Annotated in this window: 19 protein-coding genes and 2 pseudogenes; all 21 read left to right on the top strand. The window is 66.7% G+C overall.

Annotated elements, in window-relative coordinates; all coding sequences use genetic code 11:
- Positions 1-474: 474 nt before the first annotated feature.
- On the top strand, positions 475-2,352 hold the full coding sequence (iolD, locus tag BUC15_RS10830) for a 3D-(3,5/4)-trihydroxycyclohexane-1,2-dione acylhydrolase (decyclizing) (RefSeq protein WP_425443358.1): 1,878 nt from the start codon (positions 475-477) through the stop codon (positions 2,350-2,352).
- Between the two features lie 44 nt (positions 2,353-2,396).
- A complete protein-coding gene (locus BUC15_RS10825; protein ID WP_073188111.1) occupies positions 2,397-3,272 on the top strand; it encodes a transketolase in 876 nt (291 codons plus the stop codon).
- Positions 3,269-4,210 (top strand): transketolase family protein, encoded by a 942-nt coding sequence (locus BUC15_RS10820; protein WP_073188109.1) that lies wholly within the window; start codon positions 3,269-3,271, stop codon positions 4,208-4,210. Before BUC15_RS10825 ends, BUC15_RS10820 begins: the two co-directional genes overlap by 4 nt.
- Complete coding sequence (iolB, locus tag BUC15_RS10815) at positions 4,207-5,088, top strand: 5-deoxy-glucuronate isomerase (RefSeq protein ID WP_073188107.1); 882 nt, start codon at positions 4,207-4,209, stop codon at positions 5,086-5,088. Before BUC15_RS10820 ends, iolB begins: the two co-directional genes overlap by 4 nt.
- A gap of 16 nt (positions 5,089-5,104) precedes the next feature.
- Positions 5,105-6,208: an alcohol dehydrogenase catalytic domain-containing protein gene (locus tag BUC15_RS10810; protein WP_073188104.1), complete on the top strand. Its 1,104-nt coding sequence runs from the start codon at positions 5,105-5,107 to the stop codon at positions 6,206-6,208.
- 137 nt (positions 6,209-6,345) lie between these two features.
- Positions 6,346-7,794 (top strand): annotated as a pseudogene (locus tag BUC15_RS10805) (4-hydroxyphenylacetate 3-hydroxylase family protein).
- Position 7,795: 1 nt separating this feature from the next.
- Entirely contained in the window at positions 7,796-8,122 is a 327-nt protein-coding gene (locus BUC15_RS10800) for a NifU family protein (protein ID WP_073188102.1), read from the top strand.
- A 22-nt stretch (positions 8,123-8,144) separates the two neighbouring features.
- The gene (locus tag BUC15_RS10795) at positions 8,145-9,449 is read left to right on the top strand and encodes an acetyl-CoA hydrolase/transferase family protein (protein WP_073188100.1); all 1,305 of its coding nucleotides are present in this window, start codon (positions 8,145-8,147) and stop codon (positions 9,447-9,449) included.
- 14 nt (positions 9,450-9,463) lie between these two features.
- Complete coding sequence (locus BUC15_RS10790) at positions 9,464-10,624, top strand: acyl-CoA dehydrogenase family protein (protein ID WP_073188098.1); 1,161 nt, start codon at positions 9,464-9,466, stop codon at positions 10,622-10,624.
- A gap of 13 nt (positions 10,625-10,637) precedes the next feature.
- Positions 10,638-11,420, top strand: a complete 783-nt coding sequence (locus BUC15_RS10785; protein WP_073188096.1) for an electron transfer flavoprotein subunit beta/FixA family protein — start codon at positions 10,638-10,640, stop codon at positions 11,418-11,420.
- A complete protein-coding gene (locus tag BUC15_RS10780; RefSeq protein ID WP_073188094.1) occupies positions 11,417-12,328 on the top strand; it encodes an electron transfer flavoprotein subunit alpha/FixB family protein in 912 nt (303 codons plus the stop codon). The genes BUC15_RS10785 and BUC15_RS10780 overlap by 4 nt, the downstream gene beginning before the upstream one ends.
- Positions 12,325-13,617 (top strand): FAD-dependent oxidoreductase, encoded by a 1,293-nt coding sequence (locus tag BUC15_RS10775; protein WP_073188092.1) that lies wholly within the window; start codon positions 12,325-12,327, stop codon positions 13,615-13,617. Before BUC15_RS10780 ends, BUC15_RS10775 begins: the two co-directional genes overlap by 4 nt.
- Positions 13,614-13,901 carry a ferredoxin family protein gene (locus tag BUC15_RS10770; protein ID WP_073188090.1) on the top strand — a complete coding sequence of 96 codons (288 nt, stop codon included), beginning with the start codon at positions 13,614-13,616 and terminating at the stop codon, positions 13,899-13,901. The genes BUC15_RS10775 and BUC15_RS10770 overlap by 4 nt, the downstream gene beginning before the upstream one ends.
- A 26-nt stretch (positions 13,902-13,927) precedes the next feature.
- Entirely contained in the window at positions 13,928-15,115 is a 1,188-nt protein-coding gene (locus BUC15_RS10765) for an acetyl-CoA C-acetyltransferase (protein WP_073188087.1), read from the top strand.
- Positions 15,112-15,888 (top strand): enoyl-CoA hydratase-related protein, encoded by a 777-nt coding sequence (locus BUC15_RS10760; RefSeq protein ID WP_073188085.1) that lies wholly within the window; start codon positions 15,112-15,114, stop codon positions 15,886-15,888. The genes BUC15_RS10765 and BUC15_RS10760 overlap by 4 nt, the downstream gene beginning before the upstream one ends.
- Positions 15,889-15,890: 2 nt before the next feature.
- Positions 15,891-16,748 (top strand): 3-hydroxyacyl-CoA dehydrogenase family protein, encoded by an 858-nt coding sequence (locus BUC15_RS10755; RefSeq protein WP_245787955.1) that lies wholly within the window; start codon positions 15,891-15,893, stop codon positions 16,746-16,748.
- A gap of 69 nt (positions 16,749-16,817) precedes the next feature.
- Positions 16,818-17,516: pseudogene (locus BUC15_RS10750) on the top strand (Gfo/Idh/MocA family oxidoreductase); the annotation flags it as partial.
- A gap of 14 nt (positions 17,517-17,530) precedes the next feature.
- The gene (locus BUC15_RS21260; RefSeq protein ID WP_425443354.1) at positions 17,531-17,833 is read left to right on the top strand and encodes a Gfo/Idh/MocA family oxidoreductase; all 303 of its coding nucleotides are present in this window, start codon (positions 17,531-17,533) and stop codon (positions 17,831-17,833) included.
- An 11-nt stretch (positions 17,834-17,844) separates the two neighbouring features.
- Positions 17,845-18,840, top strand: a complete 996-nt coding sequence (gene iolG, locus BUC15_RS10745) for an inositol 2-dehydrogenase (protein ID WP_073188080.1) — start codon at positions 17,845-17,847, stop codon at positions 18,838-18,840.
- Complete coding sequence (locus tag BUC15_RS10740; RefSeq protein WP_073188078.1) at positions 18,837-19,796, top strand: sugar phosphate isomerase/epimerase family protein; 960 nt, start codon at positions 18,837-18,839, stop codon at positions 19,794-19,796. The genes iolG and BUC15_RS10740 overlap by 4 nt, the downstream gene beginning before the upstream one ends.
- A 256-nt stretch (positions 19,797-20,052) precedes the next feature.
- Positions 20,053-20,925 carry a DUF559 domain-containing protein gene (locus tag BUC15_RS10735; protein WP_073188075.1) on the top strand — a complete coding sequence of 291 codons (873 nt, stop codon included), beginning with the start codon at positions 20,053-20,055 and terminating at the stop codon, positions 20,923-20,925.
- Positions 20,926-21,092: the final 167 nt, after the last annotated feature.

Genomic DNA, 21,092 nt, shown 5'->3' with positions numbered 1-21,092 from the left:
GGTCGCAGTTGCGGCCCGCCCCATTTGCGCGTCCGGGTCGGTGGGTTTGAGCAGGATCCGGGGTTCATTGGGCTGTCTGGGGCATTGTCTGCTGACGATGCGGGATTCGGGTCAATGAGTGGTGAATCCTGCTCAACGTACGAGGCGAGCCCCGACGCAAGAGCCAACCCAACGCGCAGATTCTCACACGATGGCCACTGGTGCCAACCTAAAGACCCAGAGTGCGTCGGTCCCGTAGAACGGCTATAGAGCGCCTAGTCAACCCCGAGCATGCCGACCCCTTGGCTGAGCGGCTGCGCCTAGACGATGGGCCAACCTCGCTGAGATGTCCGGCGTCAACGGTCCGGGCGGCCGAATCCAACCAACATCTCTCATATAGTTGACGGAATGTCGAGCCAGTGATAATCTGAGATCAGTCGATGGTGACACTCTCAAAGCCAGGCCCGCCAGGGCCAACCTTCAATGTCGAAAGGGATTCCGATGGGTTCAGCAACCGTTCGCCTCACAGTGAGCCAGGCAATCGTCCAGTTCCTGCGTGTTCAGCAGGTCGAGCGCGACGGTGTCGTGCAGCCGTTCTTCGGGGGCGCCCTCGGCATCTTCGGACACGGCAACGTCGCGGGGATCGGGCAGGCGCTCCTCCAGTACCGCGACGAGTTCCCCTACATCCTCGGTCGCAACGAGCAAGGCCTCGTCCACGCCGCCGTCGGTTACGCAAAAGCCCGCAACCGCCTTGGCGCCATGGCCGTGACCACGTCGATCGGGCCAGGGGCGGCGAACATGATCACCGGCGCCGGGGTGGCAACCTCAAACCGGCTCCCCGTGCTGCTCCTGCCCTCCGACTACTTCGCGACGCGACGCACAGGCTCGGTCCTGCAGCAGATCGAGCACACCCACTCGCCCGATCTCTCCACCAACGACTCCTTCCGTGCCGTCTCCAAGTTCTGGGATCGGATCCATCGCCCCGAGCAGCTTGCCGAATCGCTGCTCGAGGCCATGCGGGTGCTGACCTCGCCCGTCGACACCGGTGCGGCGACCATCGCGGTCCCGCAGGATGTCCAGGCAGAGGCCTACGACTTCCCGGTCGCGCTCTTCCGTGATCGCGTCTGGAACGTGCCGCGGCAGCGGGCCGACCTGAGCCAGTTGGACAAGGCGGCGGCCATCCTCAAGGAGTCGACCCGTCCGGTGATCATCGCCGGCGGCGGCGTCATCTACTCCGACGCGAACGAGGAGCTGCAGCGGTTCGTGGAGGCCACCGGGATCCCGGTCGGCCTGACCCAGGCCGGCAAGGCGTCCCTCTCCCACGCCCACCCGCTCAACGCCGGCGCCCTCGGCTCCAGCGGCTCCCGGTTCGCCAACGGTCTGGCCCAGCAGGCCGACGTCGTCATCGGTATCGGCACCCGATACACCGATTTCACGACCGCCTCGAACACGCTGTTCCAGAACCCCAACGTCAAGTTCGTCAACATCAACACCACCGAATTCGACGCCTACAAGGAGGCCGCGACCGGGCTGGTCGGCGATGCCCGCGAGACCATCCGTGAATTGGGCGAGCGACTCGCCGACTGGCAGGTCCCCGTCGCCCACCGCGATCACGCCGTCGCCGAGGCCCAGGCCTGGCGCGAGGAGATCGGCCGGATCATCGACCCGGGCAGCGACGGAGACACGCTCAGCCAGTCGGCTGCGCTCGGCATCGTGAACTCGTTCGCCAAGGAGAACGACGTCGTGATCAACGCGGCCGGCTCCATGCCCGGTGAACTGCACCGCATCTGGCGACCCGGAGGCCCGTACTCCTACGCCATCGAGTACGGCTACTCCTGCATGGGCTATGAGGTTGCGGCCGGAGTCGGTGCCGCACTGGCCGACCCGGAGCGCGAGGTGATCACCTTCATCGGTGACGGCACTTGGCTCATGCTCTCCAGCGAACTGTTGACCTCCATCCAGGAGGGGCTCAAGCAGATCGTCCTGATCGTGGACAACAAGGGCTACGGGTCGATCGGTGCGCTCTCGGAGAGCGTCGGTTCGCAGGCATTCGGCTGCCGGTTCAAGTTCCGCGACGAAGGCGGACAGTACGGCGACGACTACCTCCCGATCGACTTCGTGGCGAACGCCGCCAGCTATGGGGCGACCGTCTACACCGCAGACACCGCGGCGCAGCTCACCGAGGCGATGGGTAAGGCGGTGGCAGGCGAAGAGACCGCGGTCATCTACGTCCAGGTCGACGCGAAGGCGCGCTTCGGCGGCTCCGGTGCCTGGTGGGAGGTTCCCGTCGCACAGATCTCGACCGTTGAGTCCACCGAGCAGGCCCGGGTCGTCTATGACCAGGAACGCTCGAAGCAGAAGCTCTACCTCTGAGCGCACGCAACCCGATCACGTTAGGAACAAGACGAGGAACTGAAATGACCAGTGACAAAGAAGCCAAGGTGGCCGACCTCCGGTCCCAGGCGAACAAGGCGCGGTGGCACATCCTGTCCACCGTGACGTCCAGCAAGGCAGGCCACATCGGCGGGCCGCTTTCAGCCACCGACCTGTTGGTGAGCCTGTACTTCTCCGAGCTCAACATCGACCCGGCCGACCCCCACAAGGCGGACCGCGACCGGTTCATCCTCTCCAAGGGGCACTCGGCCATCGGGCTCTACTCAGTGCTGGCGCTGCGCGGCTACTTCCCGGTCGAGGAATTGGCCACCTTCGACCACGCCGAGTCGAGGCTCCAGGGCCATCCGGACATGCGGCTGACGCCCGGTGTCGACGCCTCCACCGGCTCGCTCGGCATGGGGCTGTCGATCGGGATCGGCATCTCAATCGCAGCCAAGAAGCAGGCCCGGGACTTTCACACCTTCGTCATCATCGGCGACGGCGAATCGCAGGAGGGGCAGGTCTGGGAGGCGGTGCAGATGGCACCGCGCTACAAGCTCGACAACCTGACCGCCATCTTCGACCTGAACGGTCTGCAGCAGTACGGCTGGCAGGAAGGCGAAAGCGACCGCTTCGACCGTAGCGAACCCATGGGTCACATCGACCTCGAGGCCGTCATGCGTGGCTTCGGGTGGAACGTGATCAGTATCAACGGCAACGACATCGACGAGATCCTGACCGCTTTCGACCAGAACCGCGCTTTGCGGGATTCCGGGAAGCCGACGGCGATCCTGGCGCACACCACCAAGGGCGCGGGCATCTCGTTCACCGCAGGCACATTCAAGTGGCACAACGGCATCGCGACCGACGAGCAGCTCGCGACCGCCCGAGCCGAACTCATCGAAGGAGCATCGAAATGAAGGCCCAGCGCGCAGTCTGGGGTGAAACCCTCGTGAAGCTGGCCAGGGAGGATTCCCGGGTCGTCGTCCTCGACGCCGACCTGGCGACCTCGACGCAGGCCGTCAACATGGCAAATGAGCTGCCCGAATCGTTCCTGGAGATGGGCATCGCTGAGGCGAACATGGTCGGGGTGGCCATGGGGATGACGACGCTGGGGTACCGCCCGTGGCTCTCCACTTTCGGTGTCTTCCTGACCTCCCGTTCCCTCGACCAGATCCGCGTGCTGGTCTCGCAGACCCACGCACCCGTCCGGGTTTGCGCCGCCTACTCGGGTCTCCTCAACGGCTCCGCGGGCAAGACGCACCAGGACCTGGAAGACCTTGCCACGATGCGGGCAATGCCGAACATGGTCGTCCTCGCGCCGGCCGATGAGTTCGAGCTCGCCGCCATGATGGCCTGGATTGCCGAGTACGACGGCCCCGTCTACCTCCGCGTTGCCCGCGACGCCGTCGCGCCGGTCTTCGACGAGAGCTACGAGTTCAAGCCCGAGGCCGTGGTACGCATCCGTGATGGCGCGGACGTGACGCTGGTCTCCACCGGTGTCCAGACCTCCCGCACCTTGGAGGCGGCGCAGCTGCTGGCTGGAGAGGGGATCGAGGCTCGTGTCGTCCACGTCCCTTCGCTCAAGCCGCTCGACGTCGCCGGGTTGGTGAGCGAGCTCGCCGACGCCAAGGTGGTCGTCACCGTCGAGGAACACTCGATCATCGGGGGGCTCGGTGGCCTGGTCGCCGAGGTCGTCGCAGATGAGCTGCCCGGCGTGCGCGTCGTGCGCCACGGCCTGGCCGACAAGTGGTCCGAGTCGGCGCCGACCCCCTACCTGCTTGAGAAGTACGGGCTTGGCCCCCGTCAGGTGGCCGACAAGGTCGTCGAGGTGCTGAATGGAGGGAACGAGAAATGAGCAACTGGTTCCAACCTGCCGGTTCGGCCGCGGAGGGCGACTGGTTTCTGTCTGTCGGGGCCGAAGGCTCAGAGACCGTCCTGGACGGCTGGGCGCACACGGGAATCAAGGCCGCCAACCTGGCGAAGGGACGGAGTGTGACGCTTCCTGCGGCCGATGAGGAACGCATCGTGGTGCCGCTCTGGGGCGCCTTCACCGTCGTCTCCGGCGGTAAAACCTACCCGCTGCGCGGGAGGTCGGGTGTCTTCGCTGGCCCGACCGACGTCTGCTACCTGGGGGTGGGGCAGGAGGCCACCATCGAGGCGACCTCCGAGGGGAGGGTCGCGGTTGCGACCGCCCCCGCCTCCAACCGCAAGCCGAACCGTCTCGTCAAGGCTGAGGACATCGCCGTCGAGCTCCGAGGCACGGGCAGCTGCTCGCGTGAGGTACACAACTTCGGCACCGCCGCGAACCTCGACGCCGACAAGTTCATCGTGTGTGAGGTCATCACGCCGGCTGGCAACTGGTCCTCGTATCCGCCGCACAAGCACGACGAGATCACCGAGACCGAGAACTCGCTAGAGGAGATCTACTACTTCGAGACGGCCGCCACCGAACCGGAGAAGAAGAGCCCCATCGGCTATGCCCGCGTCTACTCGACAGATCCCGAACGGCCGATCGACATCACGGCCGAGGTCGGTTCAGGCGATGCGCTGTTCATCCCACACGGCTGGCATGGCCCGGCCGCTGCGGCCCCGGGCTACCACATGTACTACCTGAACGTGATGGCTGGGCCCGGCACCCGGGACTGGATGGTCACCAACGATCCATGTCACTCGTGGATCCCGGAGACGATGACCGACCAGGCCATCGACCCCCGCCTCCCACTCAACCTCTGAACCACCAGGAAGAAAGATGAAGATCAGGGGAGCCGTCCTCGAAGAGACGGGGCGCCCGGCGCCGTATTCCTCCAGCAAGCCCATCACCGTAACCGAACTGGAACTCGATCCGCCCGGCCCGACCGAGCTGCTCGTCCGAATCGAGGCCGCAGGCATCTGCCACTCCGACCTCTCGGTCGTCAACGGGGCGCGCCCGCGACCGGTCCCGATGCTGCTCGGCCATGAGTCGGCAGGCATCGTCGAGCAGGCGGGGGAGCAGACCGCCATCGTCCCCGGGCAGCGGGTCGTGATGGCCTTCCTGCCCCGCTGTGGAAAGTGTCCGAGCTGCCTCACCGATGGTCGACTGCCATGTGAGCCCGGAACCTTGGCGAACACCGCGGGCACCCTCATGTCGGGCTCCATCCGGCTCCATCGCGGCGGAGAACCGGTGCTTCACCACCTCGGCGTCTCCGGGTTCGCGACCCACGCGGTCGTCGACGAGCGCTCCGTCGTGCCAGTGTCGTCCGACGTGCCGCCACATGTGGCTGCCGTGCTCGGCTGCGCGGTGCTCACCGGGGGCGGCGCCGTCCTCAACGCGGGTGACCCTGCCGAGGGGGAAACCGTCGCGGTGGTCGGGCTCGGTGGTGTCGGCATGGCCGCGCTCATCACCGCCGTAGCGCTCGGTCGCGGCCCGGTCGTCGGCATCGACGCGGTTCCCGCAAAGCTGCAGAGGGCCCTGGACCTGGGGGCCTCCCAGGTGTTCACACCTGACGAGGCCATCGAAAAGGGCTTCCGGGCCCCGGTCGTCATCGAGGCCGCCGGACACCCGCGGGCCCTGGAGACTGCCTTCCAAGTCACCTCTCCCGGAGGCAAGACCGTCACGGTCGGGCTCCCACATCCGGACGCGAGGGCATCGATCTCCCCGGCCGTGATGACGGGGGAGGCCAGGACCCTGATCGGCAGCTACCTCGGGTCGGCGGTGCCGGCCCGTGACATCCCGACCTACGCGCAGATGTGGCTGGACGGGAAGCTGCCGATCGAGGAGCTCATCTCCGACCACATCACACTCGACCAGATCAACGAGGGTATGGACGCCCTCGCCGAGGGTCGGGCGATGCGTCAGATCATCGACCTCGCCTGAGGTGAGGCCAAGCGGGCGTCCGCAGCACGGGCGCCCGCAACCAAATCCATAGGCCGCGCCCGCCGCAAAGCAGCGACGGAGGGTGGCCGGACGGGGCAATACCCCGCCTGCAGCGCACCAATTTAGGAGTGAACACCATGGCGCTGAAGACCGGTGAAGAGTACATCGAGAGCATCCGACAGCTGGACCTGAAGATCTACCTGTTCGGCGAGCGGGTGGAGAACCCGACCGAACACCCCATCCTGAGGCCGTCGTTGAATGCGGTGAAGGCCACCTACGACCTCGCACAGGACCCGGAGTTCCGCGACCTGGCCACGGCTGAGTCGCCCTACACCGGCGGACGTGTGAACCGCTTCTCACACATCCATGAGTCGACGGCGGACCTGGTCAACAAGGTGCGGATGCAGCGCACCCTCGGGCAGAAGACTGCCTCCTGTTTCCAGCGTTGCGTCGGCATGGATGCCCTGAACTCCGTCTTCTCCACGACATTCGACATGGACCAGGCCAACGGCTCCTCCTACCATGCGAAGTTCCTCGACTACCTGCGCTACATCCAGTCCAACGACCTGATCGTCGACGGCGCCATGACCGACCCGAAGGGCGACCGGTCGCTCCCGCCGCACAAGCAGGCCGATCCGGACATGTTCGTCCACGTTGTGGAACGGCGCGAGGACGGCATCGTCGTGAGAGGCGCCAAGGCCCACCAGACCGGTGCCTCCAACTCCCACGAGATGATCGTGATGCCGACCCAGACCATGACCGAGGCGGACCGGGACTACGCCGTGACGTTCGCCGTCCCCATGGATGCCGAGGGCATCTTCATGATCGTCGGCCGTCAGTCCTGCGACACCCGCAAGACCGAGGGCAGCCCCATGGACACCGGAAACCCCGATTTCGGCGGCATGGAGGCTCTCATCGTCTTCGACGACGTGTTCGTCCCCAACGACCGGATCTTCATGGATGGCGAGACCGAGTTCTCGGGGCTGCTGGTCGAACGCTTCGCCGGCTACCACCGTCAAAGCTACGCCTGCAAGACGGGTGTCGCAGACGTGCTGATCGGCGCCACCGCTTTGGCCGCCGACTACAACGGCGTGCCGAAGGCTTCGCACATCAAGGACAAGATCGTCGAGATGGTCCACCTCAACGAGACGATCTGGGCCTCGGCTCTGGCCTGCTCCTACGAGGGGACCGCGACCCCGAGCGGCAACTACATGGTCGACCTGCTGCTCGCAAACGTGAACAAGCAGAACGTCACGCGCTTCCCGTACGAGATCGTGCGCCTGGCCACCGATGTCGCGGGTGGCCTGATGGTCACCGCACCTTAGGAGAAGGACTTCCGTCACCCCGAGCTCGGCCCGGTTATCGAGAAGTACTTCAAGGGCGTCGAAACCGTCTCGACCGAGAACCGCCTCAAGCTGATGCGGTTCCTGGAGAACATGGCGCTCGGCACGGGTGCCGTCGCCTACCAGACGGAGTCGCTGCACGGCGCAGGGTCGCCGCAAGCGCAGCGGATCATGATCGGCCGTCAGGCGAACCTCGAGGCGAAGAAGGCCTTCGCCAAGCGCATCGCACATATCGAGGACTGACATGCCGACACAGGAACTCATCGCCCGCCAGGTTGAAGCCGCGCTCGACGCACATGTGCGGCCTGCGCTGGCCAGCCATGGCGGCGCCGTCGAGGTCGACGGGATCAACGCCGACGGCGTGGTCGGGGTCCGGCTGCTCGGCGCCTGCGTCGGCTGCCCCGCCGCCGACTATTCCATGCAGGATCTGGTCCGCCGGGCGCTGCTGCGCGAGGTCGACGCCGTCACCGACGTCGTCCTCGTGGGCAGCATCAGCGAGGACCTCATCTCCCAGGCCCGCAGCCTCATGGGGCGAGGCCACCACAGAGTCCCGCTCACGCTCATCGCCTGAGCCACCCACCCAAGGAACTCCCATGCAATGGAACACCCATTACACAGACCGGCTGACCACAGCCGCGGAGGCGGTGAAACACATCCTCTCCGGTGATCGCGTGGTCACCGCGCATGCCTGCGCCGAGCCGGCCATCCTGATCGAAGCGATGGTCGCCAACGCATCCCAGTACCGTGACGTCGAGATCGTGCACATGGTGCCGATGGGCGCGGCTCGCTACTGCGGTGAGGGGTTGGAAGGCTCTTTCCGACACAACGCACTGTTCGCCGGTGGGCCGACCCGATCGGCCATCTCCAACGGCCGCGCCGACTTCACGCCCGTGTTCTTCAGCCAGGTGCCGCGGCTGCTGAGGACCGTGCTGCCCGTCGACGTCGCGCTCATCCAGGTCTCGCCGCCCGATGAGCACGGCTACTGTAGCTTCGGCGTGTCGGTCGACTACACCAAGCCGGCGGCCGAGTGTGCCCGGACCGTGATCGCCCAGGTGAACCCTCAGATGCCCCGCACGCTTGGCGACTCCGCCATCCACGTGACCGATATCGACCACTTCGTCGAGGCCGAGATGCCGGTCATCGAACTGCCGCGGCCCGTGATCGGGTCGGTCGAGGCGGCCATCGGGCGCAACTGCGCGACCCTGGTTGAGGACGGCGACACCTTGCAGCTCGGCATCGGTGCCATCCCGGATGCCGTGCTGAAGGAACTACACGGGAAGAGCGACCTAGGCGTCCACTCGGAGATGCTCTCCGACGGAATCCTGGACCTCATCGAGTCCGGAGTCGTGACCAACCGGCTCAAGACCCTCCACCAGGGACACTGCGTGGTCACGTTCCTCATGGGCTCGCGGCGGCTCTACGACTTCGTCGACGACAACCCCATGATCTACATGGCCCCCGTCGACTACGTCAACGACCCGCGTGTCATCGCGCAGAACGACAACCTCGTCTCGATCAACTCCTGCGTGCAGGTGGATCTCATCGGCCAGGTCGTCTCCAGCTCCGTCGGCGCCCGTGAGATCAGCGGCATCGGCGGGCAGGCAGACTTCGTCCGAGGCGCCGGAATGAGCAAGGGTGGCCGTTCGATCATCGCCATCCCATCCACGGCTGCAAAGGGCGCCGTATCGAAGATCGTGCCCTTCCTCGACGAGGGCGCCAGCGTCTCGACGGGGCGCTGCGACGTGGACTACATCGTCACCGAATACGGCATCGCCGAGTTGTGGGGACGAACTCTCAGGGAACGTGCAGAGCGGCTGATCGCCATCGCGCACCCCGACTTCCGACCCGAACTCACCGCGGCCTTCGACGCCCGGTTCCGCAGCCCAGCGCTGGTGTGAAAGGAAACCGTGACATGGACTTCCAACTGACCGATGAACAGACGATGATCCGCGACGCCGTACGGCAGTTCGCGGAGGCGGAGGTCGCTCCCATGGCGGCCGAGATCGACCGCGAACACCGCACGCCCCTGGAGATCATCCCGAGGCTCGCCGAGCAGGGCCTGCTCGGGATGTTCGTGCCTGCCGAGTACGGAGGTGCGGCGCTCGACCAACTCAGCTACATCATCGCGGTCGAGGAGCTGGCCAGGGTATGCGCCACGACGTCGGTGATGGTTGAGGCCCACAACAGCCTGGCCGTCTGGCCGATCCTCGCCTACGGAACCGATGCGCAGAAGGAGGCACTCCTGCCTGCCATGGCGGCGGGGGAGGCCATGGGGGCGTTCGGGCTGACCGAGCCTGGAGCCGGCACCGACGTCGCGGCGATGACCTCGACCGCACGCCCGGTCGACGACGGTTACATCCTGAACGGGCAGAAGGTGTTCATCACCGGTGGTGGCTACGCGAAGACCTTCGTGGTGTTCGCGAAGACCACCTCTGAGGGGCCCGCACACCGCCAGATCAGTGCCTTCATCGTCGATCGCGACACCGCCGGATTCTCGGTTGGTGAGGGCGAACGCAAGATGGGGATCAGGGCCTCCAGCACCCCACCGCTGATGTTCAGCGACGTGTACCTGCCCAAGGACGCGCTGCTCGGGCGGGAGGGGCAGGGCTTCGAGATCGCGATGAAGACGCTCGACGGCGGGCGCATCGGGATCGCGGCCCAGGGGCTCGGTATCGCGCAAGGGGCGTTCGAGGCCTCGGTCGATTATGCGAACCAGCGGGTGCAATTCGGCCGCCCCATCGGGTCGCTGCAGGCCATCCAGTGGATCCTCGCGGACATGTCGACCGACATCGAGGCTGGCCGGCTGCTCACCGACCGGGCCGCCTGGCTCGAGGGCAATGGTGAGCCGCATGCGAAAGCGGCGGCTCAGGCGAAGCTGTTCTGCGGTCAACTCGCCTCCCGGGTCGCCGGTCAGGCGATCCAGGTACACGGAGGCAACGGCTACACCGAGGCCTACCCGGTCGAGCGTGCCTACCGGGACGCGAAGATCACGGAAATCTACGAGGGCACCAACGAGGTGCAGCGGCTCGTGATCGCCAAGCAGGTGCTCACCGAGCGCCGCGTCGGGGCATGAGGGGAGACGGATCATGATCGTTGCAGTTGCCTACAAATGGGCCGGTGACGCCCAGGATGCCGTGGTGCGAACCGACGGCACCGTCGACTTCACCCGGGCCAAGGCCGTGGTCAGCGACTACGACGCCGTCGCCATCGCCGTCGGCAGGAAGGCCGCCGACGCGCTCGGGGCCGAGCTTGTCGGAATCTGCGTCGGTGGTCCCGACGCAGCCACACCCATGGCGACCAAGTCGGCGCTTTCACGCGGCCTGGACCGGGTTGTGGTGAGCGCCGAGCCTGGCCTCGGGGGCTCGGGCCCGACAAGGACCGCGCTGGCGCTCGCCGACCTCGTCAAGGGGCTGGGAGATGTCGCCGTGGTGTTCGCGGGGGACTCCTCGATCGACCTGGGCGCCAAGATGGTGCCCGCCGTGCTCGGGGGAGCGTTGGGGTGGCCCACCCTGACCGATGTCGCGGGCATCGAGGTCGTAGGGGCTCAGACCCGGGTCGTCCGGACGCTGGGTGCCGGGGTCCAGGAACTCAAGGTCGCACTGCCTGCGGTGCTCGCCGTCGCTACCGACGCCGCGGCGCTGAAGGCCCCCGGCATGAAGGATGTGATGGCGGCAGCTCGCAAGCCCGTGGCCAAGATCGAGGTCACCGAATTGGGGCCGGAGGGTGACATCGTCACCACCGCCCCACTCGACGGGCCTGCCCGTCGCGGAATCAAGATCGACTGCTCCGACCCCGTGTCGGCAGCCAACCAGCTGATCGAGTCACTGCGCGCCGATGGCGTGCTCACACCGGCAGGAGGCCGACGATGACCAACACCTACATCCTGGTTCCGGGCTCAGCCCCGACCGGTGGCCTGATGCCCATCGCCGCCCAGTTCGGCGGCACCACGACACTGGTTGTGATCGGCGACCGGAGCCAGGCGGAAGCCGCCGCGGAGAGCGGAGCCGACCGGGTCGTCTGGTTCCCGACTGGGAGCGACGAACCCGCGGAGGCATTCGCCTCGGCCGTTGCGAGGCTGGTCGCGTCCGAACCGGGCCCGGTGCTGGCAGGGCGTGACCCTGCGAGCCGGGTGTTGCTCGGCGCGGCAGCGGCCGCCCTCGGGGCACCGGTCATCGTCGGCGCCCGTGAGGTCAACGCCGTTGCCGATGGGTACCGGGTGACCGCTGAGGTCTTTGGCGGCATCGCGTTGCGCACCACCGAGGTCGACGGCCCGGTCGCGCTACTGGTCGACGGGGGAGCGACGGTGGACGGTTGCCCTCCGGCACCCGTCATCGAGCAGCCGGTCGTGGGGCTGCCCATCGCGCAGTTGAGCCTGCAGGTGGACAAGGGGGCCGTGGCGCATCTCGGCAGTGCTGCCCGGGTCGTGGCGGTGGGTCGTGGCCTACGTTCGCAGGACGATCTCAGCCTGGTGAAAGAGCTCGCCACGGCGCTGGGCGCCGAGCTGGGGTGCACGCGCCCGCTGGCCGAGGGGCTCGACTGGCTCGGCCGTGACCGCTACATCGGCATCTCGGGGCAGCAGATCGCCCCCGAGCTATATCTGGCGCTCGGCATCTCCGGCCAGCTCCAGCACATTGCGGGCGCTCGCCGCGCGGACGTGATCGTCGCCGTCAACACCGACGAAAAGGCGCCCATCGTGGCGGAGGCCGACTACCTGCTGGTCGGAGACCTGTACGACGTCGTCCCGGCCCTCACCTCAGCAATGGGGGCCACGCCATGACCGAGCCGGATTTCGACGTCATCGTCGTCGGCGCCGGCGTAGCCGGATCCGTGACCGCACTGCTGCTCGCCCGTCGTGGGCTGTCCGTTGCGGTCCTGGAACGCGGGGAGTCGCCGGGTTCAAAGAACCTCTCCGGCGGCATCCTGTACAGCCGGGTAATGGAGGAGATCTTCCAGGACTTCGTCTCGCAGGCCCCGGTCGAACGACGCATCGACCGTAACCAGGTCTGCTTCATCAACCAGGACTCCTGGGTATCACTCGACTACCGGGATCAGCGCCTGCTTGAGGCCGAGACGGCCGTCTCGGTCCTGCGCGGTCGACTGGATCCGTGGCTCGCCGAACAGGCCGAGGCCGAGGGGGCCATGATCATGCCGGGCGTCCGCGTGGATTCCCTGCTGCGTGAGGGAGACCGTGTGGTCGGCGTCAAAGCCGACGAGGATGAGCTCCGGGCCCGCGTGGTGGTGGCGGCGGACGGGGTAAACTCGTTCATCGCCCGTGACGCCGGGTTGCGCGAGCGCCCACCGCTGAACCATCTCGCGGTCGGGATCAAGGCGTTGGTGACGCTGCCGGAAGCCACCATCGCTGATCGGTTCAACCTGGTCGGCGACTCGGGGGCGGCGCTGGCGCTCGTCGGGGACTGCACCCAGGGGATCGGTGGCGGTGGCTTCCTGTACACCAACAGGGACTCGCTCTCGGTGGGCGTCGTCCTGCGCCTCGACGATCTCACCGAGCGTGGGGTGCGTGCTGAGGACGTCTTCCAACACTGCCTGGCGCACCCGATGCTCGCGCCCTACCTGGAAGGCGGTGAGGTCTCCGAGTACGGCTGCCACCTGGTGGCCGAGGGCGGGGCCGCGATGAGGGGCGCCATCGTCCACGACGGGCTCGTACTGGTCGGCGACGCGGCGGGGCTGACCCTCAACACCGGCCTGACCGTGCGAGGCATGGACCTGGCCGCCGGCTCGGCCATCGCCGCTGCGGCAGCCATTGCAGCCGCCATCGAGAGGGACGACACGTCCGCCGAATCGTTGCGCGAGTATGAACGGCTGCTCGGGCAGTCGTTCGTCGGGCGCGACATGGAGACCTATTCGAAGGCCCCCGGATTCCTCGAGACCCCCCGCCTCTACGGCGACTACGGCAACTTCCTGGCCGACACCCTCCGAGGGGTCTTCGCGTTGGACGCCACCCCCAGACAGTCGATGCTCGGCACGGCGCGCAGCGCGCTACGCCGGTCACCACTGCGGATCCGCGACGTCGCCCGCGACGCTTTCAGGGCTGTGAGGTCGCTGTGAAAACACTCACCACGACCGAACTCCTGGCTCGGAACCGCTACGTCACCGACGAGGAGGAGAGCCACATCACCGTCAACCAGGAGGCCGCTAAGGCAACCGGCACCGCCGAACGGCTGATCCGCTGCTGCCCCGCCGATGTCTATTCCTGGGCCGCGGACGGCACCGTCGCCGTCGAGTACGCGGCGTGCCTCGAGTGCGGCACCTGTCTGGCGGTCGCCGACCCGGGCACGCTCAGCTGGCATTACCCACGCGGGGGCTTCGGAATCCAGTTCCGGGAGGGCTGAGCACCATGATTAAGGAGAATGAAGAGATGAGTGAGCAGATCGTGCTTGCCGGTGCCGTGCGCACCGCCCTCGGGCGGTTCGGCGGCAGTTTGGCCGAGACCTCGGCCGCGACCTTGGGTAGCGCCGTCGTGGCCGAGAGCCTCAAGCGCGCAGGCGTCGACGTCGGCGAGGTCGACGAGGTGATCCTCGGGCAGGTCCTCCAGGCGGGCACCGGGCAGAACCTCGCCCGGCAGGCGGCTATCGGCGCCGGGCTTCCACTCGCGACGCCTGGGCTGACGGTGAACAAGGTCTGTGGTTCGGGTTTGGCCGCTGTCGCCTTGGCAGCCGCACTGATTCGCTCCGGTCAGGCCGACGTCATCGTCGTGGGCGGCGTGGAGAACATGTCACAGGCCCCCTATCTGCTCCCGAAGGCGCGGTTCGGCTACCGTCTCGACGAGGGACGCGTCGTCGATTCGATGTTCAGCGAGGGACTGACCGACACGTTCAACGGCTACCCGATGGGCATCACCGCCGAGAACCTGGCGGCGAAGTTCGGGATCACACGCGCAGACCAGGACGCGTTCGCGGCCGAAAGCCAGCGTCGTGCGGCCGCGGCGCGCGACGCGGGTCGATTCGCGGACGAGATCTTGCCGCTTGAGGTCCGTGTCGGGCGTGACAAGGTCACCTTCGACAGCGATGAGGGCATCCGTCCGGGCACGACGGTGGAGGGGCTCGCAAAGCTGCGGCCTGCATTCAAAGCCGACGGGACCGTCACCGCGGGCAACTCCTCGGGCATCAACGACGGTGCGGCGGCGATGGTCATGCTGAGCGCCCGCAAGGCTTGGGAACTCGGGGTTCAGCCGATGGGCACGCTGGTCGGCACCGCCAGCGCCGGGGTCGAGCCGGAACTGATGGGACGAGGCCCGGTCGAGAGCACCCGCAAGCTGCTCGCAGCCACCGGCACGAGCATCGAGGATCTAGCGCGGATCGAGTTGAACGAGGCATTCGCCGCCCAGGCGCTGACGGTGATCCGCCAGCTCGGCCTGGACCAGGACCTGGTCAACCCCAACGGCGGTGCCATCGCCCTCGGCCACCCCCTCGGCTGTTCCGGGGCCCGGGTCCTGGTAACGCTGCTGCACGAGCTGCGCCGCAGCGGTGGAGGGCTCGGCCTGGCGTCGCTCTGCATCGGGGGCGGCATGGGAATCTCCGCGCTCGTCCAGGCGGACGCGTCATGAGCACCGTCGGATATGAGGCCCTCGGGCAGGTTGCGCGCATCACGGTCGAGCGTCCGGAAGCACTCAACGCGCTGAGCACCGCGGTGCTGCTCGACCTGGACGAGGCCATCTCCAGGGCAACCAGGGAGGCGCCGCGGGCCGTCGTCCTGACAGGGGCGGGCGGCAAGGCGTTCGTGGCGGGCGCAGACGTGGCCGAGATGGCGGGCATGAGTCGGCTCGGCGCGGCGGCCTTCGGCGCCTTGGGCAATCGGGTCTTCCGGGCACTGGAGCAACTCCCGATGCCGGTCATCGCGGCCGTCAACGGTTTCGCGCTCGGGGGCGGTTGTGAGCTTGCGCTTGCGTGCGACCTGCGGATCGCCTCCGAGACGGCCGTCTTCGCCCAGCCGGAGGTCGGCTTGGGGATCACCCCCGGCTTCGGCGGCACCCAGCGCCTCGCGCGGCTCATTGGACCTGCCCGTGCCAAGGAACTGCTGTTCACCGCACGCCGGGTCGATGCCTCCGAGGCGCTCGCCATCGGGCTGGTGAACCGGGTCGTCGCGGCGGAGGACCTCTCCGACGAGGCGCTCGCGCTGGCCGACCGGATCGCGGACCAGGCGCCACTGGCGGTGCGCGCCACCAAGGCGGCCGTCGACCTGGGGCTCCAGAAGGACCTCGACACGGCGCTCGCCATCGAGACCGCCCAGTTCGCATCGTGCTTCGAGACGGAAGACCAGACCTCTGCGATGGGGGCGTTCGTGGAACGCCGCAAGCCGGAACCATTCAAGGGAGCATGAACGTGACGACCTATCACACCCCAGCGTTGATCGGTGTCGTCGGCGCCGGAACCATGGGCGCCGGCATTGCCGAGGCGCTGGCGTCGGCACCCGGCCACGAGGTGATCCTGTGCGACGCCAACATCGAACTGGCCGAGCGTGGCAAGCAGCGCATCGAGGAAGGCCTGGCCCGCCGCGTGAGAAGCGGCAAGCTCGAAGCGAACTCGGCTGACGAACTGTCCTCCAGGATCCGGGTCGCAGAGATTGAGACGCTCACGGACCGGGAGCTGATCGTCGAGGCGATCGTCGAACAGTTGGAGCCGAAACGATCACTGTTCGAGCGTCTCGACGGGATAACGGTGGCCGGTGCGGTGCTGGCCACCAACACCTCCTCGCTGTCCATCACCGAGATCGGCCGAGGCCTCAGCCACGCCGTCGTGGGCATGCACTTCTTCAATCCGGCACCCGTCATGAAGTTGGTCGAGGTGATCGCCGGAGCCGCCACCCCGCCCGAGGCCATCGTCAAGGCCAAGGCCATCGCGGAACGGATCGGCAAGACGCCGGTCGAGGTCGCGGAAGGGGCGGGGTTCGTGGTCAACCGCATCCTCATCCCGATGATCAACGAGGCGGTCGAGGTGTTGGGCGCAGGCACGGCCTCCGCGGAGGACATCGATGCGGCCTTGCGGCTCGGCGCCAACCACCCCATGGGTCCGCTGGCGCTCGGCGACCTCGTCGGCCTCGATGTCGTCCTGGCGATCATGGAGGTGCTCCAGAGCGAGACCGGCGACCCTAAGTACCGGCCCCATCCCATCCTCCGCAAGTACGTGCGGGCCGGCTGGCTCGGACGCAAGACCGGGCGCGGCTTCCACGTCTACCCCTGACCCAATCCGAAACAACACAGGGCACGCCACCGATGACGTGCCACAGCCTGAACCGAAAGGAACAAAACCATGACCAAGGACCTGATCGTAGGACTTGTCGGTGTGGGACGCATCGGCGCCGATCACGCCCGCACGATTTCCACCCTCAAGGGGATCAAGGAACTCGTCCTCGCCGACCTCCAGCCCGAGCGCGCCGAGGCCGTCGCCAAGGAGCTCGGGGCACGGGTATCCACCCCCGACGACATCATCGGCGAGGTTGATGTCCTCATCATCGCCACGCCCACCGTCGACCACGCGACTCACCTGATCGCGGCCGCAGAGGCCGGTGTGCCGGTGTTCTGCGAGAAGCCGGTCGCACTCGACATCGAGACGACCGAGCGGGTCCGCGACGCCGTCGCCCGCACCGGGAACCTCACGCAGATCGGCTTCATGCGGCGCTTCGACGAGGGCTACATCAATGCCAAGAGGCTCCTCCAAGAGGGGGCGATCGGCAAGCTCCACCGCATGCACGTGGTCACGGGCGACTTCCCGCCACCTCCCGCCAGCTACCTAAAGGGCTCCGGGTATCTCTTCAAGGACTGCACCATCCACGATGCCGACGCCATCCGTTGGGTCACCGGCAAGGAGGTCGATGAGGTCTTCGTGATCGGCGGCAACCTGGGCGACCCGTACTTCGGTGAGGAAGGCGACATCGACAACGGTGTCGGCGTGCTCCGGCTTGAGGACGGGACGCTGGTCACCATGCAGGTCAGCCGCTACAACGCGGCGGCTATGACATCCGGATGGAACTGGCCGGCGACAAGGAGACCTACTCCGTCGGGTTCGCTGAGTACATGGCCGTCACCTCCGCGGAACCGAACTTCACCTTCGAACAGGCGGGGGAGCGGTTCCCGAACTTCTACCCACGCTTCATCCCGGCCTACAAGTCCGAGATCGGTGCGTTCATCGAGACCGTCAGCAACGGAGGCGACTCCCTCGCGACCGTCGAGGACGCGCTCGAAGCTCTGTACATCTGTGAGGCACTCGGACGCTCCATGAAGGAGAACCGACCGGTCAAGATCTCCGAAATCCGCAGCGGGAACTGAGAGGAACTGAAATGACAAAGTTTGCAATGATCGGCGCCGGTCGCATCGCCGCCACCCATGCCCGATCCTTCCAGGACATCGACGAAGCCGAACTGATCATCGTCGCCGACCCGTTCGCCGAGGCCGCGCAGCGTATCGCCGCCAAGACCGGGGCCAAGGCCTCGTCCGACGCTCTCGGAGCCATCCGGAACCCTGACGTCGAGGCTGTGCTCATCTGCTCGCCGACGGCTACGCATGTCGACCTGATCCGCGCCGCCGTCGACGCGGGCAAGGCCGTCCTCTGCGAGAAGCCGGTCGACCTCGATCTCGGGCTGGCTTCTCAACTCGAGGCTTCGGTGCCGAAGGACGCCCGCGTCATGATGGGTTTCAATCGTCGCTTCGACCCTTCATTCGCCCAGGTCAACGCCAGGGTCCAGAAGGGCGAGCTCGGCAAGCTCGAGCAGGTCGTCGTCATCTCCCGTGACCCGGCCCCGCAATCGCCCGAATACGTCAAGACCTCTGGCGGAATCTTCAAGGACATGACCATCCACGACTTCGATATGGTCCGGTTCTTCCTGCCGGACATCGTCGAGGTGGAGGCGATGGGACAAAACGTCATCGATCCGGCGCTCATCGAACTCGAGGACTTCGACGGCGTGATGGTGACGCTGCGCTCCGCTTCGGGTGCGATGGCCACCATCATCAACTCCAGGCGCGCCGTCTTCGGGTATGACCAGCGGCTCGAGGTGTTCGGAGAGCGAGGCATGCTGCAGGCACACAACCAGCTGCCGACCTCCGTGCGTTCCTACGGTGCCGATCACGCCGAGCAGACCGAAACGTATCTGCACTTCTTCCTCCAGCGCTACCGCGAGGCATACGCCTGTGAGCTCAAGGCGTTCGTCGACACGCTCAACGGCGGTGGCTCGTTCTCGCCGTCGCTCTCCGACGGCGTCGCGGCGCTCAGGCTCGCCGTGGCCGCGATGCAATCGGCGCGCAGCGGACGCCGCGTCGAGGTGGCATCGGTATGACCAGCGAGCTGATCGCCACGTGCTGGACCTCGGCAGGCGACACCAGCCCCCTCGACGAGGACGTGAGGTCGCCTGAGTCGTTCCAGCACCGAGTCGAAGCGGTGGCAGGGGCGGGCTACGTCGGTCTCGGCTTCGTCCTGCCTGACCTCGAAGCCGCCGAGCAGCGGTTCGGAATCGACACCATGCGCGCCATCCTGCGCGACAACGGAATCCGTCGGTTGGAGGTCGAGTTCCTGTCGGGCTGGTGGAACGATGAAGACGCCGATCCGGTGGCTGCCGCGGATCTCAACCGGATGCTGTACTTCGTGGAGCAGTTGGGGGGCACCACGCTCAAGATCGCTCCCGAGGAGACCGGCGCAGAGTGGCATCTGGAACGGTGGGCCGAGCGGTTCCGGTCGGTCGCCTCGAAGGCGGCAGACCTCGGCGCCAGGACGGCCATCGAGTTCCTCCCGTGGGCCAACATCGCCACGGCGGGCGATGCTCTGCGGTTGATTCAGGCCGCAGACCACCCGGGTGCAGGGATGGTGCTCGACGTCTGGCACATCGAGCACATGGCGACTCCCCACTCGGAGATCGCTCAACTCCCGGCCTCGTCGATCGTCTCGGTCGAACTGTCTGACCCGAACGCGCGGGTCGGATCGTGGCAGGAAGACACCGTCAAGAACCGCCGCTATCCGGAGGAGGGGCGGTTCGCCCTTCCATCATTGGTGGCCGCGATCCGCGAGGCCGGGTTCAACGCACCGTGGGGCGTGGAGATCCTCTCAACCGAGCACCGGGCCCAGCCCATCGAGGCCGCGCTTGCGCGGGCGGCCAGCACCGCCAGAGCCCTGTTGGACGGGGGCGTCATCTTTGCGGGCCTCGGCGTGTGCGCCCTGATCTTCGTGTACAAGATGCTCCCGGAGACCCGAGGCAAGTCGCTCGAGCAGCTCGAGGAAGAGTTCATGGCCCACGGGTGACCCCACCGCTGAAACGGGGCCCCGCCGACACGTCGCGGCGGGGCCCCGCTCAGTCTCCCCAACCACCAGATCCAGGAGAGCCAAGCCGCAGCTGGGTGCGGGTTTGAGCAGGATTTGCAAGTCATTGACGGGGTCGCCGCGTTGTCTGCTGACAATGCTCCGGATCCTTCAATGACCATCGGATCCTGCTCAAAGTTATCCACAGGTTGTGCGGAAGCCCTTACTTGGCCGCGCTCGGCGAGGCACGCTGACAATCATGAATCCCGAGATTGCGGCCTTGCTATCGGACGGCGTCGCCAGCGCACGCCAGTACCCCCACCTGGCTCGGGCCCTGAACTCTTGCGCCTGCCGCGGTGAGATCCGTAGGCTCCTGCCTGGCGTCTACGGTCCACCTTCAAGCACTGACGACGACCGGGAGCGACGGCTCAGGCTGCAGGCCGTGGCTGCCTATCATGCGGGTGTGGTTGTGACCAGAAGGTCGGCGGCGCAGCTGACCTGGTGGCCAGACATTGACTTGGGGCCCAGCATCACGGTAGCGAACGCGGCCAAGATGGAACCAGCGCCCGGCTACGACATCGAGCAGCGCTACATCCCGCCGGGGCTCGTTACCGTTCGGTCGGGCATCCCCGTGACGGTGACCGCCCTGACCGTCCTCGATCTGATGGATGAGATGGGCCCCGACGTTGTCGACGAGGCACTTCGTAGGCGGGTGGTCAAGGTGGCGCAACTGAAGTCGGCGCTGCGGCTGAGCCCACACCGTCGGGGGAATCGGATGCGCCGCGAGATCCTCGAGGATTCCCGCGACGAGCCCTGGTCACCGCTGGAGCGATTGGCCCATCGACTCCTGCGGGACGCCGGCATCAAGGGGTGGAGGAGCAACCTCAGGGTCAAGATCGGGTCCGTGGTGCGCTTTCTGGACGTCGGCTTTCCAGACCTGAAGCTTGGCCTTGAGTTCGACGGCGAGGAGTTCCACCACACCCACCAGGGCTTTCACGGAGACCGGGAGAGGGACGTCCTTCTGGCGCGGGAGGGCTGGCTGATCCTCAGGTTCACCACGCAGACGATGACCCAACTCGTTGAGACGGTGGTCGAGATCTGTGCCCTGCGCCGGATGGAATCGACGAGGTAGCCCATGTCGGTTTGGGCGTGTTCGGCTCTGTTTCCCGAGGCGATGAGAAGGCTGTGTGAGGCTGCCCTGGGAAATGAGCAGGATCCGCAAGTCAATGGCGAGTTGGCCGTGTTGTCTGCTGACGATGCGCCGTCGTCGTCAATGAGCATCGGATCCTGCTCAAACGG

This window comes from Tessaracoccus bendigoensis DSM 12906, assembly GCF_900141915.1.
GTDB lineage: Bacteria > Actinomycetota > Actinomycetes > Propionibacteriales > Propionibacteriaceae > Arachnia > Arachnia bendigoensis.
This window is presented reverse-complemented; position numbering and strand designations above follow the sequence as displayed.

Coding starts and splice junctions, on each gene's coding strand:
- iolG (WP_073188080.1), top strand. CDS start 17,845: ATGACAAAGTTTGCAATGATCGGCGCCGGTCGCATCGCCGCCACCCAT.
- BUC15_RS10825 (WP_073188111.1), top strand. CDS start 2,397: ATGACCAGTGACAAAGAAGCCAAGGTGGCCGACCTCCGGTCCCAGGCG.
- BUC15_RS10820 (WP_073188109.1), top strand. CDS start 3,269: ATGAAGGCCCAGCGCGCAGTCTGGGGTGAAACCCTCGTGAAGCTGGCC.
- BUC15_RS10740 (WP_073188078.1), top strand. CDS start 18,837: ATGACCAGCGAGCTGATCGCCACGTGCTGGACCTCGGCAGGCGACACC.
- BUC15_RS10765 (WP_073188087.1), top strand. CDS start 13,928: ATGAGTGAGCAGATCGTGCTTGCCGGTGCCGTGCGCACCGCCCTCGGG.
- BUC15_RS10735 (WP_073188075.1), top strand. CDS start 20,053: ATGAATCCCGAGATTGCGGCCTTGCTATCGGACGGCGTCGCCAGCGCA.
- BUC15_RS10775 (WP_073188092.1), top strand. CDS start 12,325: ATGACCGAGCCGGATTTCGACGTCATCGTCGTCGGCGCCGGCGTAGCC.
- BUC15_RS10800 (WP_073188102.1), top strand. CDS start 7,796: ATGCCGACACAGGAACTCATCGCCCGCCAGGTTGAAGCCGCGCTCGAC.
- BUC15_RS10760 (WP_073188085.1), top strand. CDS start 15,112: ATGAGCACCGTCGGATATGAGGCCCTCGGGCAGGTTGCGCGCATCACG.
- BUC15_RS10790 (WP_073188098.1), top strand. CDS start 9,464: ATGGACTTCCAACTGACCGATGAACAGACGATGATCCGCGACGCCGTA.
- BUC15_RS21260 (WP_425443354.1), top strand. CDS start 17,531: ATGGAACTGGCCGGCGACAAGGAGACCTACTCCGTCGGGTTCGCTGAG.
- BUC15_RS10795 (WP_073188100.1), top strand. CDS start 8,145: ATGCAATGGAACACCCATTACACAGACCGGCTGACCACAGCCGCGGAG.
- BUC15_RS10810 (WP_073188104.1), top strand. CDS start 5,105: ATGAAGATCAGGGGAGCCGTCCTCGAAGAGACGGGGCGCCCGGCGCCG.
- BUC15_RS10785 (WP_073188096.1), top strand. CDS start 10,638: ATGATCGTTGCAGTTGCCTACAAATGGGCCGGTGACGCCCAGGATGCC.
- BUC15_RS10780 (WP_073188094.1), top strand. CDS start 11,417: ATGACCAACACCTACATCCTGGTTCCGGGCTCAGCCCCGACCGGTGGC.
- iolB (WP_073188107.1), top strand. CDS start 4,207: ATGAGCAACTGGTTCCAACCTGCCGGTTCGGCCGCGGAGGGCGACTGG.